Below are 18,012 nucleotides of genomic sequence, written 5' to 3' on the forward strand. Positions count from 1 at the left end.
GGCCGGAAAGCCTGTTCAAGACAGGCTTTTCACTCCTATGTCTATTAAATCCCGTAGATTGCTCGTTGCCGAACTTTCTTCATCAGAAAGTTGCCAAAGGAATAGAACACTGAGTCCGGTTAAAATTGCACTCTTCGGACTCAGAAGGCACGGCCAGAACCTCCAACTTTCCGCTCATCAAACTTAAAAGAGTCTGATTCATCAATAACCTCATTCCAGAAGACACCTGAGAATTATCGCTGCTCTTGGTAATATCACACTCCAAATCGTGCTTCAGCAAATCCCAAGACTCGCTCCAAGCACTCACTGAACGCTGATCGTCCACCCAAATGTGAACGTATCCAGATTCCGGCGAAGAATGCGCCGAAACAGAAATACTCCCCTCCTCCATCTGAGCCACAGCAGTATCTACCAAATTGACTAAAACTTGCCTAAACCTCGGCAAATCTGCCAATACATAAATCCCGGGGTCTGGCGGCAATATCTCCAAACGAATGCCGCGATTAGCAGCTTGCAAGTAAGTTAAATCATCAACCTCGTCAAAAACCTTAGCTAACTGAATCGGCTCAATATCCATCCTTTCAGTGCCGTGTTCAGTTTTAGCAACAGAGATAATTTCATCTATTAATTTCACCAGCTTGAGTGCCGCGACGTGAGCTTGCTCGACAAACTCTCGTTCCTCAGCCGGATCGTCGCACAAATCCGAGAGAATTAATTGCAGCGTACCAATCATAGTGCTCAGGGGCGATCGCAACTCGTGAGAAGTTCGAGCCAAAAAACCCGCCTTAAATTGGCTCATCTCCGATGCCATCTGATAAGCCAATTGAGTTTGCTTAAGTTGCTCGGAAAGAGCATCAAACTTCTCTAAGTGAATTTCTTGAGGAGGTGGGGCTACTTTGGGCGCCGGTTCGGGCTGTTGCGAGCTTTTTTGCCGCAGGCGCCAAATCAAACTGCTTCCCAAACCCAGCCCCAGTCCCATACCTAAATATATAAAGTTGCTCCAGCCGATCGGCGCCATATTGCTTTGCCTTGGAGTTTAGCTTTTAGCATTCTAACTCGATCGTGCCTTGTCGCAATATTTCCCACCCGCTGCCCGTCCATTTAGCCACAGTCGAAGGCAAACTCGAAGCAGTTGTCGCTGTTGCTAATTCAGAAGGAACTAATGTCAAGACTTCGGGAAACTGAGCCTCAATTTCTGCCACCGATTCCAGAGGCGGCTGACCGGATAAATTAGCACTGGTAGTAGCCAAAGGGCCTGTCTGCTCTAGAATCTTTAGGGCAAGGGTAAGGTTAGGGACTCGTACTCCGATTGTAGTTGGGTCGATCGAATTCATGGCCGCCGGGACTTTTGGCGAAGCCGGCAGTACCAAAGTTAACGCCCCCGGCCAATAGGATTCGGCCACTTGCTGCCACAATTTAAACTCTGCTGGACTCCCCTGCACGTAAGGCCATAAAGCCTTGGCCGATGCTGCCATCAAAATTAGCGGTTTGTCTTGACTGCGACGTTTAGCGGCAAAAATCAACTCCGAGCGATCGGGACGCGCAGCCAAAGCGGGTACAGTATCTGTAGGAAAACTGACAATATGATTACCAGAAATTGCCCCTTGAACTAGGGCATCGATCGAAACTTGTGTCATGACATTTTAGATTTTAGATTTTAGATTTTAGATTTTAGAAGTACGACATATTCTTGAAACCTACAGACGGTAGGCTAAGGCAAACCGATCGATTCCTGCTAAATCCGAAAATATCTGAACTTTGCCATAACTCCCGTGACTTTGCAGCATATCAGCTACCGCCGTTTCTTGTCCCGCCATCATCTCAACCAGCCAAACTCCCCCCGATTCTAAATAATCGGGAGCCGTTTCTACCAAATGCCGGATGCACTCTAACCCGTCAAAACCGCCGTCTAAGGCCAGATGAGGTTCGTGCTTCAAAACTTCCGGTTCCAGAGTCAGCACCGTGCTGCTGGGAATGTAAGGGGGGTTAGACACCATCCCGCTGACTTGACCTTTGAGAAATTCTAGCGGTTCCCACCACGAACCTTGATAAAAATTAATTCGCGATTCAAAGCCCAAATTCTCAGCATTCAGTCGAGCAACTGCCAAAGCTTCCGAACTGCAATCTACTGCATAAACCCTAGCATTTGTCAACGCAGAAGCTAAGCCGATCGCGATCGCCCCGCTGCCCGTCCCCAAATCCACCCAATGCGATTTGGTCAATTCTCCCCCCCGAAGCTCGGAGAAGTTTAAATCTTCTCCCCCCCTTACTAAGGGGGGGTTGGGGGGGGTAGATTTTTGATTGATATTTTCTGCTTCTAAACGGCTTTTAACAGCTTCTACAGCCAAATCGATCAGCAATTCTGTTTCAGGACGCGGAATTAGCACCGCCGGCGTTACTTTGAGCGAAAAATGCCGCCAATGTGCAACTCCCGTTAAATACTGCACCGGCACCCGTTCCTGCAAGCGCCGCTGCCACAATTGAGCAAGTTCCGATAAAGACAACTTTAATTCAATTTTTGGCAAATCTTTAAACGACTCCAAACGCAGAGCCAACCTATCCAAACCCGCCAGCTCTTTCAGCAGCCAGTCGATTTCTGCTAGGGGAATGTCAGAGGATATCGCCTCGGTTTTAGCTTGATTCGCCCATTCCCAAAGCTCTAAACCAGAAACAAACATAAGACTTTGTAATAATTGCTAATTGCTAATTGCTAATTGTTAATTGCTAATTGCTAATTCGTAAATAGTAGGTTGAGTCGAGAAACCCAACCTACTATTTAATGACTGATAACTGATGACTAATGACTGATGACTGCTGACTAACTATTAGCGAGCTGGAGCCGGAGAGGCTGGAGCCGGCCGAGCTGGAGCCGGAGCAACCTGTGGATTTTGGCCCGCACCGGCAGGTTGGAGCGATCGCACAAATTCCAGCGACTCCCGCGAGGGAACCAAAATCATTTGGGTCAAAAACGGGTCGTTCTCAGTACGCAAAGCTTCCAAAACGCTCTCCAAGTTCACCACCTCAATCTTAATTGTGGCGGTCACGTTGGGCTGCTGCTGCTTAAAACGATCGACCATTCCCTGTAAATCCTCCTTGTTAAAAAACAAGGGAATCACCTCTTGCTGACCCCGCTGAATCGTCAAATAACCATTTTCTGCGCCGCCTCTTGCCAAAAATAGAGGTACACCGTTGAACTCATTAACTTGTTGACCAGTCTGCTGAAGTACAGTTTTAGCGGACTGCACCTGCTGCGGAGCGGGAACGAAAGCAAATTGCACTTCCTCCGGCTTGCCTTTATTTGCTTGAGTGAGCTGATAAATTTCCCCCAGCGACACCGGCATCACGCGCACCGTGGCCGCCAACTGAGGATTTCTGGTTTTCAGTTGATCGACAAAAGCTTGAGCGTCTTTCTGGCTGATGAAAATTCCCGCCACGGAAGCATTACCAGTTTGACCCTGACCCTGCTTGGGAACAGAAGCGATCAGGGGCGCACCCTGAGCGTCTGTAATCGTAAATACCGGCACCGATCGCAATTTTTCCAAAATTTGCGGCTCCGGCAGTGCCAGTGCAGACATCTTGCCAATTGGGGAGGGGCCCAGCAGAGTGCTGCCGACAATTCCCAATATTGCGCCCAAACGAACTAATGATTTCATGTTTTTTCCATCAGGAGCGATCCTGAAACACATTAACGCAAAGACTCGCGCTTTCACACGATCGGCAAAAACTGCCTCAATTTGTTTTCATTTTGACTAAATGTAAACATCAGAGACAGTTCTGCTTCAATCTATTATTTAACATTGTGCGATCGGGATGACAGGATTTGAACCTGCGACATCCTGCTCCCAAAGCAGGCGCGCTACCAAGCTGCGCTACATCCCGGTGTGATAGTTAGCTATCTTTTAACCATTAACACACAAAACCGCTTGCTTGTCAAGCTTTATTAAATATTTAGCTCTCGATGGAGCTAAGGCGAAGTTTTTTTCAGGTTGTGCGGTTTGACGCCACCCAAAAATCGATACCAGCCCCTGACTCCTATCGCGATCTGCTCAAATCGACTGACAATACTTGCACAGTTTCATAACGGCGCTGATGCCGAGATACATCCAAGCGTAACTGAGGGCAGCGCACAGGTGCAGTCGGTGTTGGCAGCGTCAATATTGTATTGTAGATCCTCAACAAATCAACGCCGACCTGCACCTCGCTCGCTAATCAGGATACCAAAACATACCTTTAATCCCCTCTGGATCGGACATAAAGCCCAAATTGCGGTAAAAATCCACCACATGAGGGTCAGCAAATAAGGTAATGTTGCTGATATCTTCACTGCGGAGTTTTTTAATGATGTATTTCATCAGCGCCTTGCCCATGCCTTTGCCCTGGTAGTCGGGATGAACTACCACATCCCAAAGCGTGGCATTAAAAGCATGGTCTGAAGTCGCTCTGGCGAAACCCACCAGCCGTCGCTGGCTGCCCCGCATCTCCCACATAGAGACGACTAGGAAGCTGTGCTGAATAGCTTTTTTGACTTTACGCAGGGGACGGCGGGACCAACCCACTGCATTACAAAGTTCTTCGAGTTCGTAGAGGTCAATGTCCCGATCGCAACTGAAAAAGATGCGAGCGTTTCCGCTGGCGGGCTTGCGAAACGTTGGGGAAAGCGGATCGCCTAACCCAACAGCCACATCTTCCTCAAAATCCGCTGTTTGGGGTACAGAGGCAGACTCAGAACTACTAAATAAGTTTTTCCAAAAACCCATGCAGGCGCGGTTAAGGTAGTAGAAGTTGGACGACGAGAAAGAGAACCAGACAGATAAACCCACCCCGATCGGCGTAGGATCAATTGCCGGTAGCCTCTTGAGGAACAGTTTACGGTACACTCATCTTACGCCGAAAACAGGGATTTGTCGTCCAACATTGAGTCTGCGCTTTTTTGATTCTGTCAAGTTTGGTAGAAATGTTCTGCTAGCCAGTGCCCGGATAACCCGCTTTTAAGGTAAAATTTGTTGCCGAACCAGGACAGAGGCATATTAGGAAATGCTTCTTTTGAGTGCCGCCGATCGCGCCGGAACTTATACCCTTGGTGGGAAATACCACTGGAATGGCGCAACGGTAAGGAACCCCACGCTTAAAAGCGGGGGCTTTTAGGAAGTCCGGCTCGTTCCGAGCGGTGCAAGAAGAAAGCCCGAACCTTACCAGAGACTGGATTAGACCTACGTTTTTTGAGTCATGATACCGGAAAATGCGACGCTAGTTTTCCGCTCTATCGCCCAAAGTTAAACAGGATTAACGGGGTTAAACCAGTGCTTTTGGCATAACAAGCTCCTAAAACATTCTCGAAGCGAACTTTACCCAGCAATGGAGGACTTTGTGTCTAATTTCGTTTTTCTACTTGATATCCACAAACGACCGCTCAATCCAATTCGTCCAGGATTGGCTCGCAAATTGCTAACCACTGGCAAAGCTGCTGTTTTTAAAAGATATCCATTCACACTCATTCTCAAGGTAGAGATAACAGCACCCCAGGAACCAATCACTCTTAAATTAGACCCTGGCTCCAAGGCTACTGGAATCGCATTAGTGCGAGGAGAGAATATAATCTTTGGTGCAGAGCTAACTCACCGAGGTCAAGCTATTAAAGCTAGTTTGGAGTCTCGCCGTTCATTGCGTAGAGGTAGGAGAAATCGTCATACTCGTTATCGGAAAGCTAGATTTCTAAATAGAACTCGCCCGAAAGGGTGGTTGGCTCCAAGCCTACAACATCGTGTCGAAACAACCCTAACCTGGGCAACTAGATTGATGAAAGTCGCTCCCATTGGTTCTATTGTTCAAGAACTTGTGCGGTTCGACTTGCAACAACTAGAAAATCCAGAGATTAATGGACTGGAATATCAGCAAGGCGTTTTATGTGGTTACGAGAGCCGCGAATATTTGTTAAACAAATGGGATAGAAAGTGCGCGTATTGTGGAATTACGGATACGCCACTACAAGTCGAACACATTCATCCCAGAGCCAAAGGCGGCTCTAATCGCATTTCTAATCTGTGCCTTGCTTGCGATGCTTGCAATAAAAAGAAAGGTACTCAAGCTCTTGAGCAATTCCTCTCTAAAAAGCCCGATATTTTAAAGCGGATTCTATCCCAAGCAAAACGTCCCTTAAAAGATGCAGCAGCAGTTAATTCAACTCGCTGGGCGTTGTTTAACGGACTCCGTTTGACGACTGGTTTACCAGTTTCTACTGGCAGTGGTGGCTTAACAAAATTTAATCGCACTCGATTAAATCTACCTAAATCCCACTGGTTAGATGCTGCTTGCGTAGGCAAAGTCGAAGAATTAAAGGTGCTGACTTTTCAACCGCTGTTAATAAAAGCAGCCGGACACGGTACTCGACAAATGTGTGGCACAAATAGGTTTGGCTTCCCAGTTCGACACAGATCGAAAAAGCAGATCCATTTTGGTTTTCAAACTGGCGATATTATCAGCGCTACCGTCACCGCAGGCAAGAAAGTCGGTTCCTACGTGGGACGAGTTCTTTGCCGTGCATCCGGTTCGTTCGACATCGCTACAATGAAGGGAAGAGTAGCAGGAATTAGCCATAAATATTGCAAACCTATTCACAAAAAAGATGGCTATTCATATTGCTTTTGATTCAAGGCGACTGAAGTCGCAGCCGCTTTCCTCCCCATCTCTAAAGCCAGGGGCTTCTCACTCGTTTTTTGGTGACATTCTCGTGATAAGTTCTCAGACAGATTTGACTTTTGCTTTTAGTGAGGAGACGGGTACAATTTAAGTCGAATCGTCGAATCGAAAATCCCATTGCCATAAGGCATGGAAGAGTCAATACCTAGTATATTTCCCGCACCTTCCCCTCAATTATGGCTTCGGGTTTAAAACCATCTACACTAGAACTTCTCAAGCGCTTTAACCGAGCGTTTCCGCAGTTTTATGAGCAATTTGTCAGCAGCGAAATCCAGTTGCAAAACCTCAAATTAGCTTACCAGCTTTACAAAACTCGGCAAGCAGTCATCGAAATCCGAGCTGAAGGTAACAAAAGTGCCCTGCATTTTGCTTACCGGAACCAGTCTTTTCTATTGAGCGATATTTTTGGAGTGCTCGCGGCCTACGGGCTGACGATTCACAGTCTGAGTCTGTACGGTCAAATTTACCCGCCCATGCTGGTATTTATCAAATTGGTCGTATCTCGCGGTGGCAAGGTACTGGCAGATAAAACAGCAGAAAACGTCTGTAGGGCGGTTCGAGAGGCATTGGCGGGGCATTTTGAGGTTGAAGAGATGTTGGCGGTGGAATTTAATTTAGACGCGGGTTTAGAAGATGTGGCAACTGAATTCTACGTCGATCCGGTTTTCCACTTGCCAGCTTTGCTGATTGAAGCCGATAATCAACCTGGACTTTTTTACAAAGTTATGTATGCCATCTGGCAAGAGGATTTGTTGGTCGTAAATGCTAATTTGCTAGTTTGGCGGGGGCGAACTCGCCTAATTCTCTATTTGTTGGGGCCCAATGAAAGTTTAATTCCCGAATATCTGGGGCAGAAAATCGCTGAGGGGGTGCGACAAAGATTGCTAGGCGAGCGATTTTAGGGCAAGCTGCCGATGCTCCCTAAATAACTAGATTTCTATAAGTAGACATTAGTTTGCAGAAGTTTTCCAGTGAGATAGGATAAAAAGCTCGGCAACATTGTTCCTACAAACGAGTGTAGATAGCGGTTCTCATAAACATGGGACACGCCGAAACGAGGTTGTCAAGCTTTTTAAGTTTTACAGCGCCTACTTACTTAAGTAAGCTCGCGGGACTACACGCAAAAGTCGCCAGTATCCGCAAAAATGCGCTCAATAAAATTACGTCTCACCTCGCCCAAAACTAGGGATAGGTAACGCTAGCTAGAGAATTAAGAGATTAAATAATTGTTGAATGCTAACAATTTAGTTGGTTTAATAGTTGAAGGTAGGAGGTACGAATTTAATTTGTAACTATCCTACAAAAAAATATCTAATTTGACACTGGAATTCCAAGGGTTAACAACTTTCAAATCGGCTAAGTTTGGGAAAAATATTGCCGCAAAATGCCATTAAAAAATCGCGTTGATTTATGTCGCAATTGCGATCGTACAGCAGACAAAAAATTGAAGGGTGCAAAAAACATAGAAAGCTGGTTTGAAGGAATATTTATTCCAGGCCGATCGCATAAAAGGGCAAGCTATGCCAAGATTGCCCGTGCAGTGGACAAAAATCTTGTAGCGTCAGCCTGAAAAAGCTTGAAAACACAGGGTTTCGGCGTACTCCCTCTTTGTGAGAAAGGCTATACATAGGTTTACATCGGTCTTATGGAGCGGGTAGGATAAAAGTATGGCAACAATCGACATCCTAGGGGTTCGGCACGCTTACGATTTGACGGCTCCGACTGCAACTTCCCCGGTTCTGGTATTTGTCCACGGCTGGCTGTTAAGCCGCCACTACTGGCAACCTTTGACCGATCGCTTGGCATCAAACTATCAGTGCCTTACCTACGATTTGCGGGGGTTTGGCGATTCTCAATCCGACGGTGGCGTCGATCGCGGGCATTCCGAACCGCTAAATTCCTGCTACACTCCCGCAGCTTACGCTCGCGATTTGGAACTTTTACTCGAAAAACTCGATATATCTTCTGCTTGGCTGGTGGGACACTCTCTCGGCGGCACGATCGCTCTATGGGGAGCCAGCAAATTCTCCGATCGCGTTAAAGGCGTGGTCTGCATCAATGCAGGGGGCGGCATCTATCTTAAGGAAGAATTCGAGCGGTTTCGATCGGTCGGCAAGCAGCTAGTGACAATGCGTCCCGGCTGGCTGCCTCGCTTGCCCTTAGCAGATTACGTGTTTGCGCGCGATTCTGTAGCCCGCTCGATCGGCAGATCCTGGGGACGGCAGCGCTTAATAGATTTCGTGGGAGCTCATCCAGAGGCAGCTTTGGGGGCTTTGTTGGACTCCACCACAGAAGCCGAGATTCACCTCTTGCCACAAATTGTGTCCCAACTCAAGCAGCCTGTTTATTTTATTGCCGGTAGTAAAGACAAAATTATGGAACCAAAATACGTGCTGCATTTGGCTAGCTTTCACTGGATGTTCCAAGGTTGCGGCGAGAATGTCCTTCAGCTTCCCGATTGTGGCCATTTGGCAATGGTGGAACAGCCGGATGCCGTGGCTAGTTATCTGCAAAATATTCTCAAAGAACACACTTAAAGGGAATTGGGCAAAACAAAGCCGAGGAATCGGGCATTGGGCCGAGAGCCGGTTCGGGGAAACGAAGCTACCAAATAGAAAGTTATAGCAGAAGGAAGAAGGAAGAACGAAGAAGGCTTTAGTTGTTATCTAGGAGAGAAGGAAGAAATTGACCGCATGGGGAAAGTGCAATTAAGAACGTCCTAACCGTCCGGGCGGTTGCTATACAAGTTAAAAGTTAAAACATTCTTCCCTGTTCCTTGTTCATTCTTACCTCTTGCTTCTTCCCTGTGCCTTCTGCCTTCGCCTAAATCTGTTATCTTAAATAGATAAGTCTGCCCGATCGCCCTCTTGGGACAGACGTTTCGATTAAATAGTGGCTTTCAACTCTAAATTCTAATTCTGCTTAAATATCTGTGCGCGTTAACCTCACCGATCGGCAACAACACATCCTTTGGGCAACGGTTCGCCACTACATAGCAACAGCGGAACCCGTTGGCTCAAAAGCTTTGGCTGACGAATTCAACCTCAGCGTCAGCCCAGCTACAATTCGCAATGCGATGGGGACTCTTGAAAAAGCTGGACTGCTTTATCAGCCCCACACTTCGGCAGGACGAGTCCCCTCTGACTCCGGCTACCGAATTTATGTAGACCAGTTGATTCAGCCGTCTGATACGCTCGCCCGCAAGGTGGAACAGGTACTAGACCAGCTCAATTGGTCGGATGGTCGCATGGACGCGGCACTCCGTGGCGCTGCTCAAATCCTGGCAACTATCAGCGGTTACATAGCCATGATCACCATACCGCAAACCACTATGGCTTGCTTGCGCCACTTGCAACTGGTGCAGCTAGAGCCGGGAAAGGTGATGCTGATCGTGGTGACGGATGCCTACGAAACTCAGTCGGTTTTGGTGCAGTTGCCTTCAGACGCAGAAGGTAACAGGCCTGATGCCGAAATTGTCGATCGCCAGTTGCAGATTTTGTCGAATTTTTTGAACAGCAAGTTGCGGGGACGATCGCTCTCGGAACTCTCGGCTGTAGACTGGAGCGAGTTAGACCGGGACTTTGAGCTGTACGCTGAGTGGATGGAAACCATGCTGACTGCTTTGAGCAGCCGCCAAAGCAATCCAACCTACACGCGGATTCTGATCGGCGGTTTAGCAGAAGCGCTGCGCTTGCCTGAGTTTTCGCAGTTGCAGCAAGTTCAAACCCTGGTGCAACTGCTCGAACAAGAGCAAGAACTGCTTTGGCCTTTGATTTTTGAATCGCCTGAGTTGGACATCCCCGGAAAGCGGGTAACGGTGCGTATTGGTTCGGAAAATTCTTTAGAACCAATTCGTGGCTGTACTCTGATTTCTTCGACTTACCGCCGGGGATCAGTGCCGGTGGGTAGTGTTGGGGTTTTGGGGCCGACGCGGATGGTTTACGAAAATGCGATCGCGGTTGTGGAAGCTGCGGCGGATTATTTGTCAGAAGCTATTGGCGGAAATCGAGTGAGTTTTCCAGATGGCGATCGAGGGCGATCGGATAATCCGTTGTTAGATGCACCCTAATTTTGATAGCCCCAAGCTTAACTGGCTTGGGGTTTTATTGTCTGTGGATGTACTCGCAACCTTTAAAAACCGGGTTTTGTGATAAAAAACCTAGGCTTTTATACTCTTTTTGGGGCAAGAAACTAAAGCTTCGCGGTTGACAAGAGAGTTTCGTAAACAACCCGGTTTCTGCGTCCATGAGCGGCTCGGAAAGTGGCAGGAGTGGCGGGCGATCGACTTTCCAGCGATCGCGAGAAAGAGATGGCGATGGTGAGCGATCGGGCATTCACAGAAAGTAATCGCGGAGCGTTAGTCGAACGGCGGGTTTAGCAGCCCAACTGACGAGTTTTGTTGCCAACCGGGTGGGCTGCTAAACCCGCTCTAGCGATAGCGGCTACGACCAATGAATAGAGGAGGCGCGTACCCCAGGAGCGTCGATTCCCAAGGCAGCAGAATGTCAAAATATTAAGACATTTTAGAGAGTTGGTCAAAAACAACTAAAAAAGATTAGTGTTGATATGAAAGCAATATTTCTTTTGGGAATAGCCCGGGTTAGACAATTGCAAATAACTTGCAGTGAATTTGGCTTGATTGCCACTCCATAAAAAATTTAACCGCTGAGTTAAGATCGAAACGAAATTTAGGGAATTTTCTTTTAGCATTCAATGAAATCGACCGATAAAACTAAAAATACCTTTGCGATCACAACGCCTCTGTATTATGTAAACGATTTACCTCACGTTGGCAGCGCTTATACGACTATGGCTGCGGATGCCCTAGCCCGATTTGAGCGGCTGCGGGGCAAATCTGTTTTGCTGGTTACAGGGACGGACGAACACGGCCAGAAAATTCAGCGGACAGCCGAGAGTTTGGGACGATCGCCCCAAGCTCACTGCGATTCAGTGGTTCCGGCGTTTGAGGCGCTGTGGGAGCAACTCTCTATCCAGTACGATCGCTTCATCCGCACAACTTCGCGGCGCCACGAGTACATTGTCAAAGAATTTTTCCAGCGCGTCTGGAACTCCGGCGACATTTACTTGAACCAGCAACAAGGTTGGTACTGCGTCTCCTGTGAAGAATTCAAGGATGAACGGGAATTGTTGCCGGGAAATCGGTGTTCTGTCCACACCAGCAAGGAAGTTGAGTGGCGCGACGAGGAAAATTACTTTTTCCGTCTGTCGCGGTATCAAGACCAACTGCTGGCTTTGTACGCAGAACGTCCCGACTTCATCGCGCCGGAAAGCCGACGCAACGAAGTGCTCAGTTTCGTCAACTCTGGACTGCAAGACTTTTCGATTTCTAGAGTGAATCTCGCATGGGGTCTGCCAATGCCAGTTGACCCCAGTCACAGCATCTACGTCTGGTTTGACGCTTTGCTGGGATACGTCACGGCCTTGCTAGATCCGGACAGCGACCCGATTTTGGAGAATGCTTTATCTAAATGGTGGCCGGTTGACTTGCACTTGATCGGCAAAGATATTCTTCGCTTCCACGCAGTTTACTGGCCGGCAATGCTGATGTCAGCGAATCTGCCGGTGCCGGGTCGCGTCTTCGCACACGGGTTTTTGACCAAAGACGGCAAAAAAATGGGCAAAACGGAGGGTAATACTTTAAACCCTGTCGAATTGGTCAACAAGTACGGCGCTGATGCAGTACGTTACTATTTCCTCAAAGAAATTGAGTTCGGAGAGGACGGCGATTTTAACGAAACTCGGTTTATCAATATATTGAATGCTGAGCTAGCAAATGATTTGGGAAATTTGCTTAACCGCACGTTAAACATGGCTCGCAAATATTGCGGTGCCTGCGTACCAAATGTGTTGGGAGAAAACATTGAGGGCGACAACCTTCTCAAGGCTATGAGCCTGGATTTGGGCGATCGAGTAGCGGATTTTTACGAAGAGTTGGCTTTTAGCAAGGCTTGCGAAGCCGTGCTTGCATTAGTGCGAGCCGGGAACAAGTTTATTGACGTGCAAGCACCTTGGAGTTTGTACAAGCAGGGACAGCTCGAAAGTGTCGAACAGGTGCTATATTCTGTTCTGGAATCTGTTAGACTAGCATCTTACCTTTTATCGCCGATTATTCCCAATATCAGCAACGCTATCTATCAACAGCTAGGTTTTTCAATTGACTTTAACGATCGAGTTACAGTTAACAGTTTAGCGAATTTTGCAGCTCATGCTGCCTGGGGCGCTTTGCCTGCAAACCAAACTCTGGGGGAACCCCAACCTGTTTTTAAGCGGATCGAGCTGCTGTAAACAGTACCTTCATAGTTGGCAGCCAGCGCTCTGGGTGTTATGACAGACTACGAATTAGCAGTTATTTCCTTACCAATCTTTCATAAAAATTGAGGCATAACAATCATGTTGAATAGAATAGAAAGCAACGACCTTTTTACGCCGGAACAGGTTCTAGAAAATCGGGGTAGAGTGGCAATTTTTATTGACGGTTCTAACCTTTTTTACGCGGCTTTGCAGTTAGGAATTGAGATTGATTACACTAAGCTGCTGTGCCGTTTAACTGCGGGATCGCGGCTGCTGCGCTCTTTCTTCTACACGGGTGTCGATCGCACTAACGAGAAACAGCAGGGGTTTTTGCTGTGGATGCGCCGCAACGGCTACCGCGTGATTTCTAAGGATTTGGTACAGTTGCCAGATGGTTCTAAGAAGGCGAATTTGGATGTAGAAATCGCTGTGGATATGATGGCTTTAGTGGGGTCTTACGACACAGCGGTACTGGTGAGCGGTGACGGCGATTTGGCTTATGCTGTAGACGCTGTGAGCTATCGCGGTGTGCGGGTTGAGGTGGTGAGTTTGCGATCGATGACGAGCGACAGTTTGATTAATGTAGCCGATCGCTATATCGATTTGGAAATGATTAAGGACGACATCCAAAAAACATCGCGCCCTAATTATGCTTACCGCCCTTTGTCGGGTCTGAGCTTGATGGAGGAACACGACGACAGATAGGGATGTGGTAATGGGTAATCGGTAACGGGTAATGGGTGATGGTTAATGGGTTGAATCATTGAGAATTAAAAGTTAAAAATTTAGACAAAACATGACACATTTTTAATTTTTGATTAAGTGTTTTTCAAGAGCCAATTATTAATTACCAATTACCAATTACCAATTCCCAATAACCCATGATTAATCTCAAATCCCAAATTCCCAATTTCAAATCCCCAAAATTGATGCTGCTATTTTTAGCAGCACTGATTTTGGGGATTGGTGCTTGTGCGGTTCCGCAAGAGGCTCCAAAGAACAAATTAGCGGAGGATCTAAAAACTGCTCAACAGTCAAACAGCACTTTAACTTTAAACAAAGTAACCCTAGAACAAGCAAACGAAAAGGGCGAGACGTTCTGGAAAGTAAACTCGCAAAATGCCGTTTACAGCAAAGACCAAAAGATAGTTAACGTTCAGAAACCAGTGGGCAAATTGTTTCAGGACGGCAAAGAAATTTACGATATTCAGGGAGAAACGGGGCAGGTATTTCAGGAAGGAAATCAGGTTTTTCTCAAAGGTAACATAGTCGCTAAAGACCTGAAAAATGGAGTGGTGTTGCGGGGAAATGAGTTGGAGTGGCGGCCGAAGGAAGATGTTTTAGTTGTCCGCAATAATTTGACGGGAGAGAACAAACAGGTGACGGCTTCAGCGAAGGAAGCGCGGGTTTTCAGCAGGGCTAAGAGAATGGAGTTATTCGGCTCTGTGGTGGCGAATGTTAAAGATCCGGTTTTGCAATTGCGAACCGAGCACTTAGTGTGGTTTGTGGATCAACAAAAGGTAAACAGCGCCAAACCGACTCAAATTGACAGATACAAAGATAAAATAGTCACAGACAGCGGTTTTGCCGACCAAGTAGATGTAGACTTAAAAACCAAGATTGCGACGCTGACAAAAAACGCTCAGTTGATGCCATCAGACCCGCCGCTACAAATAGAAAGCAGTTTGATGAGTTGGAATTTTCCGGCCCAATCTGTGATATCGCCTGGACCGGTGAAGGTTTTTCACCGCGTGGAAAAGGTGACGATGACTGGGGATACGGGGCGGGGAGATTTAGAGAAAAAAGTTTTTTATTTGACGGGAAATGTGGTAGGAATTGGGGAAAAACGTCAAGCTCAATTAAATACCGATCGCGTAACGTGGTATTTAACTAACCAGACGTTCGATGCAGAAGGAAATGTGGTATATCGGCAGCTAAATCCGGTGTTTAATTTGACAGGGCCGAGGGCGGCGGGAGAGTTGAAAAATCAAACTGTGATTGTCAAAGGCGACGGTGGCGGCGGCCAAGTGGTTACGGAATTTGTACCGGACGAGTATAAGGGAACTTTGGGACAGCAATAATTGCGATCGCAGATGTTGGCAGATGAACGCTGATGAACGCAGATATAATTAAGATTGGATGGAGTAAGGAGGGGTGAGCGACTGTTGTTATTGAAATAATCCAAATACTAAAATGACTCCGCCATGACACTAATCGCAAGTGAGGACGAAGTTGCAAAAAGGCCTCAAAAAATCCCGCTGCGCCTCGTCTTAGTCGTACCATTCGTCCTGCAAATCTTCGCTGCTGTGGGACTGACAGGTTGGCTCTCGCTACGCAACGGCAAAACTGCCGTCAACAATGTTACTAGCCAATTACGAACGGAGGTAGTCGCCCGCATCAATCAACAATTAAACACTTACTTGGAAACGCCCCATTTGATTAATGCCATCAGCGTCGATGCCATTGGCCGCTTTGGGTTGTGGAATCCAGACAATATGGGTTCTATGAGAAGCTACTTCTACTGGCAGCTCAAGCAATTTTCCACTGTTAGTTACATCAGTTTTGGAGGCGAAAAAAAAGAATACGCGGGTGCTGGATATAAGGATGATGGCAGTGTGGTTATTGAAATAACCGATCGCTCTACTAATTTTCTCAATACGATCGTCAAGGTAGATAGAGAGGGCAACCCGACTCAGTTTAAGGAAACCCACCCAGACTACGATCCCCGCATTCGACCCTGGTATAAAGCTGCAAAAGCTGCAGGCAAACCCCAATGGAATAAAATTTATCAATATTATATTCAACCTAGCCTAGGAATCTCCGCTAGCCAACCTGTTTACGATAAAAATGGCATTTTTATAGGTGTTGTAAGTACGGATCTATTTCTCTCAAAAATCGGCGACTTTCTCCAAAGTTTAAAAATTGGTAGATCGGGAAAGACTTTCATCATCGAACGATCTGGCTTGCTAGTGGCTTCTTCCACCGCCGAGAAGCCATTTATCAAGAGCAACAATCGCCAAAAAACGCAACGATTAAAAGCGATTGAGAGCAGCGTACCTTTGATCGAGGGTACAGCGCAACATTTAATAGAACGCTTTGGTAACTTTACCGAAATAGATAGCAACCAGCAACTAGACTTCATGCTAGATGGTCAGCGGGAATTCGTGCAAGTATCCCCCTTCCAAGATGGTAGAGGTCTTGATTGGCTGATTGTTGTAGTCGTTCCAGAAGCCGACTTTATGGAGGAAATCAATGCCAATACCCGTAGCACTATCCTACTCTGCATTTTAGCGTTAGTGCTAGCGACGTTGTTAGGAATCCTCGCCTCCCGCTGGATTACCCATCCTATTTTTCTTTTGAGTAAAGCGAGTAGAGCGATCGCTAGCGGTCAATTAAATCAAAAAGTAGACGTAAATGGGATAAATGAACTGGGAGTTCTCGCTCAATCTTTTAACCAAATGGCACAGCAATTGCGCGAGTCTTTTGCTGCTTTAGAAAAGACCAACTCCGAGCTAGAAAATCGAGTAGAAGAACGAACAAGTGAGCTAAAAGAGGCAAAAATTGCCGCTGATACTGCTAACCATGCCAAGAGCGAATTCCTCGCCAACATGAGCCATGAACTTCGCACACCCCTGAACGGAATTCTAGGATACTCTCAAATTATGGAGCGCGATCAAACTACCACTCCTAAACAAAAAGATGCTATCCACATTATTCACCAGTGTGGTTCGCACTTACTCACGCTGATTAACGATATTTTAGACCTTTCTAAAATTGAAGCCAGTAAAATGGAACTTGACAGCTCAAGTTTTAATTTTTCTTCCTTTTTGATCGGGGTTGTGGAAATGTGCCGCATCCGAGCTGAACAAAAAGAAATTACCTTTAGTTATCAAGTATTAAATCAACTTCCTCACGCTGTAAATGCTGATGAAAAACGACTGCGCCAAGTTTTGATTAACCTTTTGGGCAATGCTATTAAATTTACAGAAAAAGGAGGTGTTATTTTTAAGGTAGGCGTAATAGGTACGGGGGAAGACTCTGACCAATCACAACTTACTAAAATTCGTTTCCATATCCAAGATACGGGGATTGGAATGGCACCCGAACAGTTAGAAAAAATATTTTTACCGTTTGAACAAGTCGGAAATAGCCAGCAGAAGGCAGAAGGCACTGGGTTGGGATTAGCGATCGCACAGAAAATTGTTCAACTGATGGGAGGCGAAATAAAAGTCGAAAGTATACTCGGTCAAGGCAGCATTTTTTCCCTTGATTTAGAGTTGACTCAATCAGCGGAATTTATTGAGCAACCTTCGCTAAATACTTCAACTAATTTAAGGGGTTTTAAAGGGAATAAAAATAAAATTTTGTTAGTAGACGATCGATTAGAAAATCGAGGTTTTATTAGAAGTTTTTTAGAACCACTAGGTTTTAAAATCATGGAAGCTTGTAATGGACAAGAGGGTTTAAATAAAGCCATTGATTTTCAACCGGATCTGATTATCACAGACTTAGTGATGCCAGTAATGGATGGATTTGAAATGTCGCGGCGCTTCCGAAAGTCATCAGACTTTAAGGATGTAATATTGATAGCATCCAGCGCCAGCGTGTTTGAATTCGATCGCCAAAATAGCCAAGAAGCAGGTTGTAACGAGTTCCTGTCAAAGCCTATCCAAGTAGAAGAATTGCTAGAAGTATTAAAAAATTACTTACAAATAGAATGGATTTACGACCAACCTGCGGATTTGGCGATCGCACAGCAGGAAGGTTTCACTGATTTATTAAAAGTTCAGAGTGGTGAGCTTGTGATACCGCCATCAGCAGAGCTGGTAGCGCTGTTTAATGCAGCTCGGATCGGCGATATTGAAGTGGTTGAGCAGGAAGCCAATAGACTCAAGCAGATAGACGGTAACTATCTACCCTTTGCTAATAAAATCTTGCAATTTGCCAAAAATTTTGAAGAAAAAGAACTACTAGCTTTTGTAAAAAAACATTTGGGGGAATAAA

At 46.4% G+C, this 18,012-nt stretch carries 14 protein-coding genes and 1 tRNA gene; 9 read left to right on the forward strand and 6 right to left on the reverse strand.

All coding sequences use genetic code 11. The features are described from left to right. Positions 1 to 82: 82 nt before the first annotated feature. The 6 genes from QT992_RS08370 to QT992_RS08395 all read right to left on the reverse strand — a co-directional run bounded on the left by QT992_RS08370 (position 83) and on the right by QT992_RS08395 (position 4,757). Entirely contained in the window at positions 83 to 1,018 is a 936-nt protein-coding gene (locus QT992_RS08370; protein ID WP_333145144.1) for a sensor histidine kinase, read from the reverse strand. 25 nt (positions 1,019 to 1,043) lie between these two features. Further along, positions 1,044 to 1,637, reverse strand: coding sequence for an L-threonylcarbamoyladenylate synthase (locus QT992_RS08375; protein WP_333316193.1), 594 nt, complete (start codon positions 1,635 to 1,637; stop codon positions 1,044 to 1,046). Positions 1,638 to 1,697: 60 nt separating this feature from the next. Next, entirely contained in the window at positions 1,698 to 2,678 is a 981-nt protein-coding gene (locus QT992_RS08380) for a HemK/PrmC family methyltransferase (RefSeq protein ID WP_333316195.1), read from the reverse strand. A gap of 147 nt (positions 2,679 to 2,825) precedes the next feature. Next, entirely contained in the window at positions 2,826 to 3,653 is an 828-nt protein-coding gene (locus QT992_RS08385) for a Tic22 family protein (RefSeq protein ID WP_333316197.1), read from the reverse strand. A gap of 152 nt (positions 3,654 to 3,805) precedes the next feature. Then, positions 3,806 to 3,879, reverse strand: a tRNA-Pro gene (locus QT992_RS08390). Positions 3,880 to 4,205: 326 nt separating this feature from the next. Then, positions 4,206 to 4,757, reverse strand: coding sequence for a GNAT family N-acetyltransferase (locus QT992_RS08395; protein WP_333316245.1), 552 nt, complete (start codon positions 4,755 to 4,757; stop codon positions 4,206 to 4,208). A 610-nt stretch (positions 4,758 to 5,367) separates the two neighbouring features. Between QT992_RS08395 and iscB the strand changes: the two genes are divergently transcribed. From iscB to QT992_RS08440, 9 genes are all read left to right on the forward strand, one after another. After that, entirely contained in the window at positions 5,368 to 6,645 is a 1,278-nt protein-coding gene (gene iscB / locus QT992_RS08400) for an RNA-guided endonuclease IscB (protein ID WP_333338006.1), read from the forward strand. A gap of 227 nt (positions 6,646 to 6,872) precedes the next feature. Then, positions 6,873 to 7,598, forward strand: a complete 726-nt coding sequence (locus QT992_RS08405; RefSeq protein ID WP_006631881.1) for a hypothetical protein — start codon at positions 6,873 to 6,875, stop codon at positions 7,596 to 7,598. 482 nt (positions 7,599 to 8,080) lie between these two features. Continuing rightward, positions 8,081 to 8,266, forward strand: coding sequence for a hypothetical protein (locus QT992_RS08410; protein WP_333338003.1), 186 nt, complete (start codon positions 8,081 to 8,083; stop codon positions 8,264 to 8,266). A gap of 97 nt (positions 8,267 to 8,363) precedes the next feature. Further along, positions 8,364 to 9,233 (forward strand): alpha/beta hydrolase, encoded by an 870-nt coding sequence (locus QT992_RS08415; RefSeq protein WP_333316201.1) that lies wholly within the window; start codon positions 8,364 to 8,366, stop codon positions 9,231 to 9,233. A 389-nt stretch (positions 9,234 to 9,622) separates the two neighbouring features. Beyond that, positions 9,623 to 10,765: a heat-inducible transcriptional repressor HrcA gene (hrcA, locus tag QT992_RS08420; protein WP_445251115.1), complete on the forward strand. Its 1,143-nt coding sequence runs from the start codon at positions 9,623 to 9,625 to the stop codon at positions 10,763 to 10,765. A gap of 644 nt (positions 10,766 to 11,409) precedes the next feature. Further along, on the forward strand, positions 11,410 to 13,002 hold the full coding sequence (metG, locus tag QT992_RS08425) for a methionine--tRNA ligase (RefSeq protein WP_333316205.1): 1,593 nt from the start codon (positions 11,410 to 11,412) through the stop codon (positions 13,000 to 13,002). Positions 13,003 to 13,107: 105 nt separating this feature from the next. After that, entirely contained in the window at positions 13,108 to 13,713 is a 606-nt protein-coding gene (locus QT992_RS08430) for a LabA-like NYN domain-containing protein (protein ID WP_006631885.1), read from the forward strand. Positions 13,714 to 13,889: 176 nt separating this feature from the next. Then, positions 13,890 to 15,089: an LPS export ABC transporter periplasmic protein LptC gene (gene lptC / locus QT992_RS08435; protein WP_333316207.1), complete on the forward strand. Its 1,200-nt coding sequence runs from the start codon at positions 13,890 to 13,892 to the stop codon at positions 15,087 to 15,089. A 123-nt stretch (positions 15,090 to 15,212) separates the two neighbouring features. Next, complete coding sequence (locus tag QT992_RS08440) at positions 15,213 to 18,011, forward strand: ATP-binding protein (RefSeq protein WP_333338000.1); 2,799 nt, start codon at positions 15,213 to 15,215, stop codon at positions 18,009 to 18,011. The last annotated feature ends 1 nt before the right edge of the window (position 18,012 follow it).

This window comes from Microcoleus sp. T3_D1 (assembly GCF_036700405.1).
GTDB lineage: Bacteria > Cyanobacteriota > Cyanobacteriia > Cyanobacteriales > Microcoleaceae > Microcoleus.

Bases quoted from the DNA above. Each gene is read 5' to 3' on its own strand.
- QT992_RS08370 (WP_333145144.1), bottom strand. From the start codon at position 1,018: ATGGCGCCGATCGGCTGGAGCAACTTTATATATTTAGGTATGGGACTG.
- QT992_RS08375 (WP_333316193.1), bottom strand. From the start codon at position 1,637: ATGACACAAGTTTCGATCGATGCCCTAGTTCAAGGGGCAATTTCTGGT.
- QT992_RS08380 (WP_333316195.1), bottom strand. From the start codon at position 2,678: ATGTTTGTTTCTGGTTTAGAGCTTTGGGAATGGGCGAATCAAGCTAAA.
- QT992_RS08385 (WP_333316197.1), bottom strand. From the start codon at position 3,653: ATGAAATCATTAGTTCGTTTGGGCGCAATATTGGGAATTGTCGGCAGC.
- QT992_RS08395 (WP_333316245.1), bottom strand. From the start codon at position 4,757: ATGGGTTTTTGGAAAAACTTATTTAGTAGTTCTGAGTCTGCCTCTGTA.
- QT992_RS08405 (WP_006631881.1), top strand. From the start codon at position 6,873: ATGGCTTCGGGTTTAAAACCATCTACACTAGAACTTCTCAAGCGCTTT.
- QT992_RS08410 (WP_333338003.1), top strand. From the start codon at position 8,081: ATGCCATTAAAAAATCGCGTTGATTTATGTCGCAATTGCGATCGTACA.
- QT992_RS08415 (WP_333316201.1), top strand. From the start codon at position 8,364: ATGGCAACAATCGACATCCTAGGGGTTCGGCACGCTTACGATTTGACG.
- metG (WP_333316205.1), top strand. From the start codon at position 11,410: ATGAAATCGACCGATAAAACTAAAAATACCTTTGCGATCACAACGCCT.
- QT992_RS08430 (WP_006631885.1), top strand. From the start codon at position 13,108: ATGTTGAATAGAATAGAAAGCAACGACCTTTTTACGCCGGAACAGGTT.
- lptC (WP_333316207.1), top strand. From the start codon at position 13,890: ATGATTAATCTCAAATCCCAAATTCCCAATTTCAAATCCCCAAAATTG.
- QT992_RS08440 (WP_333338000.1), top strand. From the start codon at position 15,213: ATGACACTAATCGCAAGTGAGGACGAAGTTGCAAAAAGGCCTCAAAAA.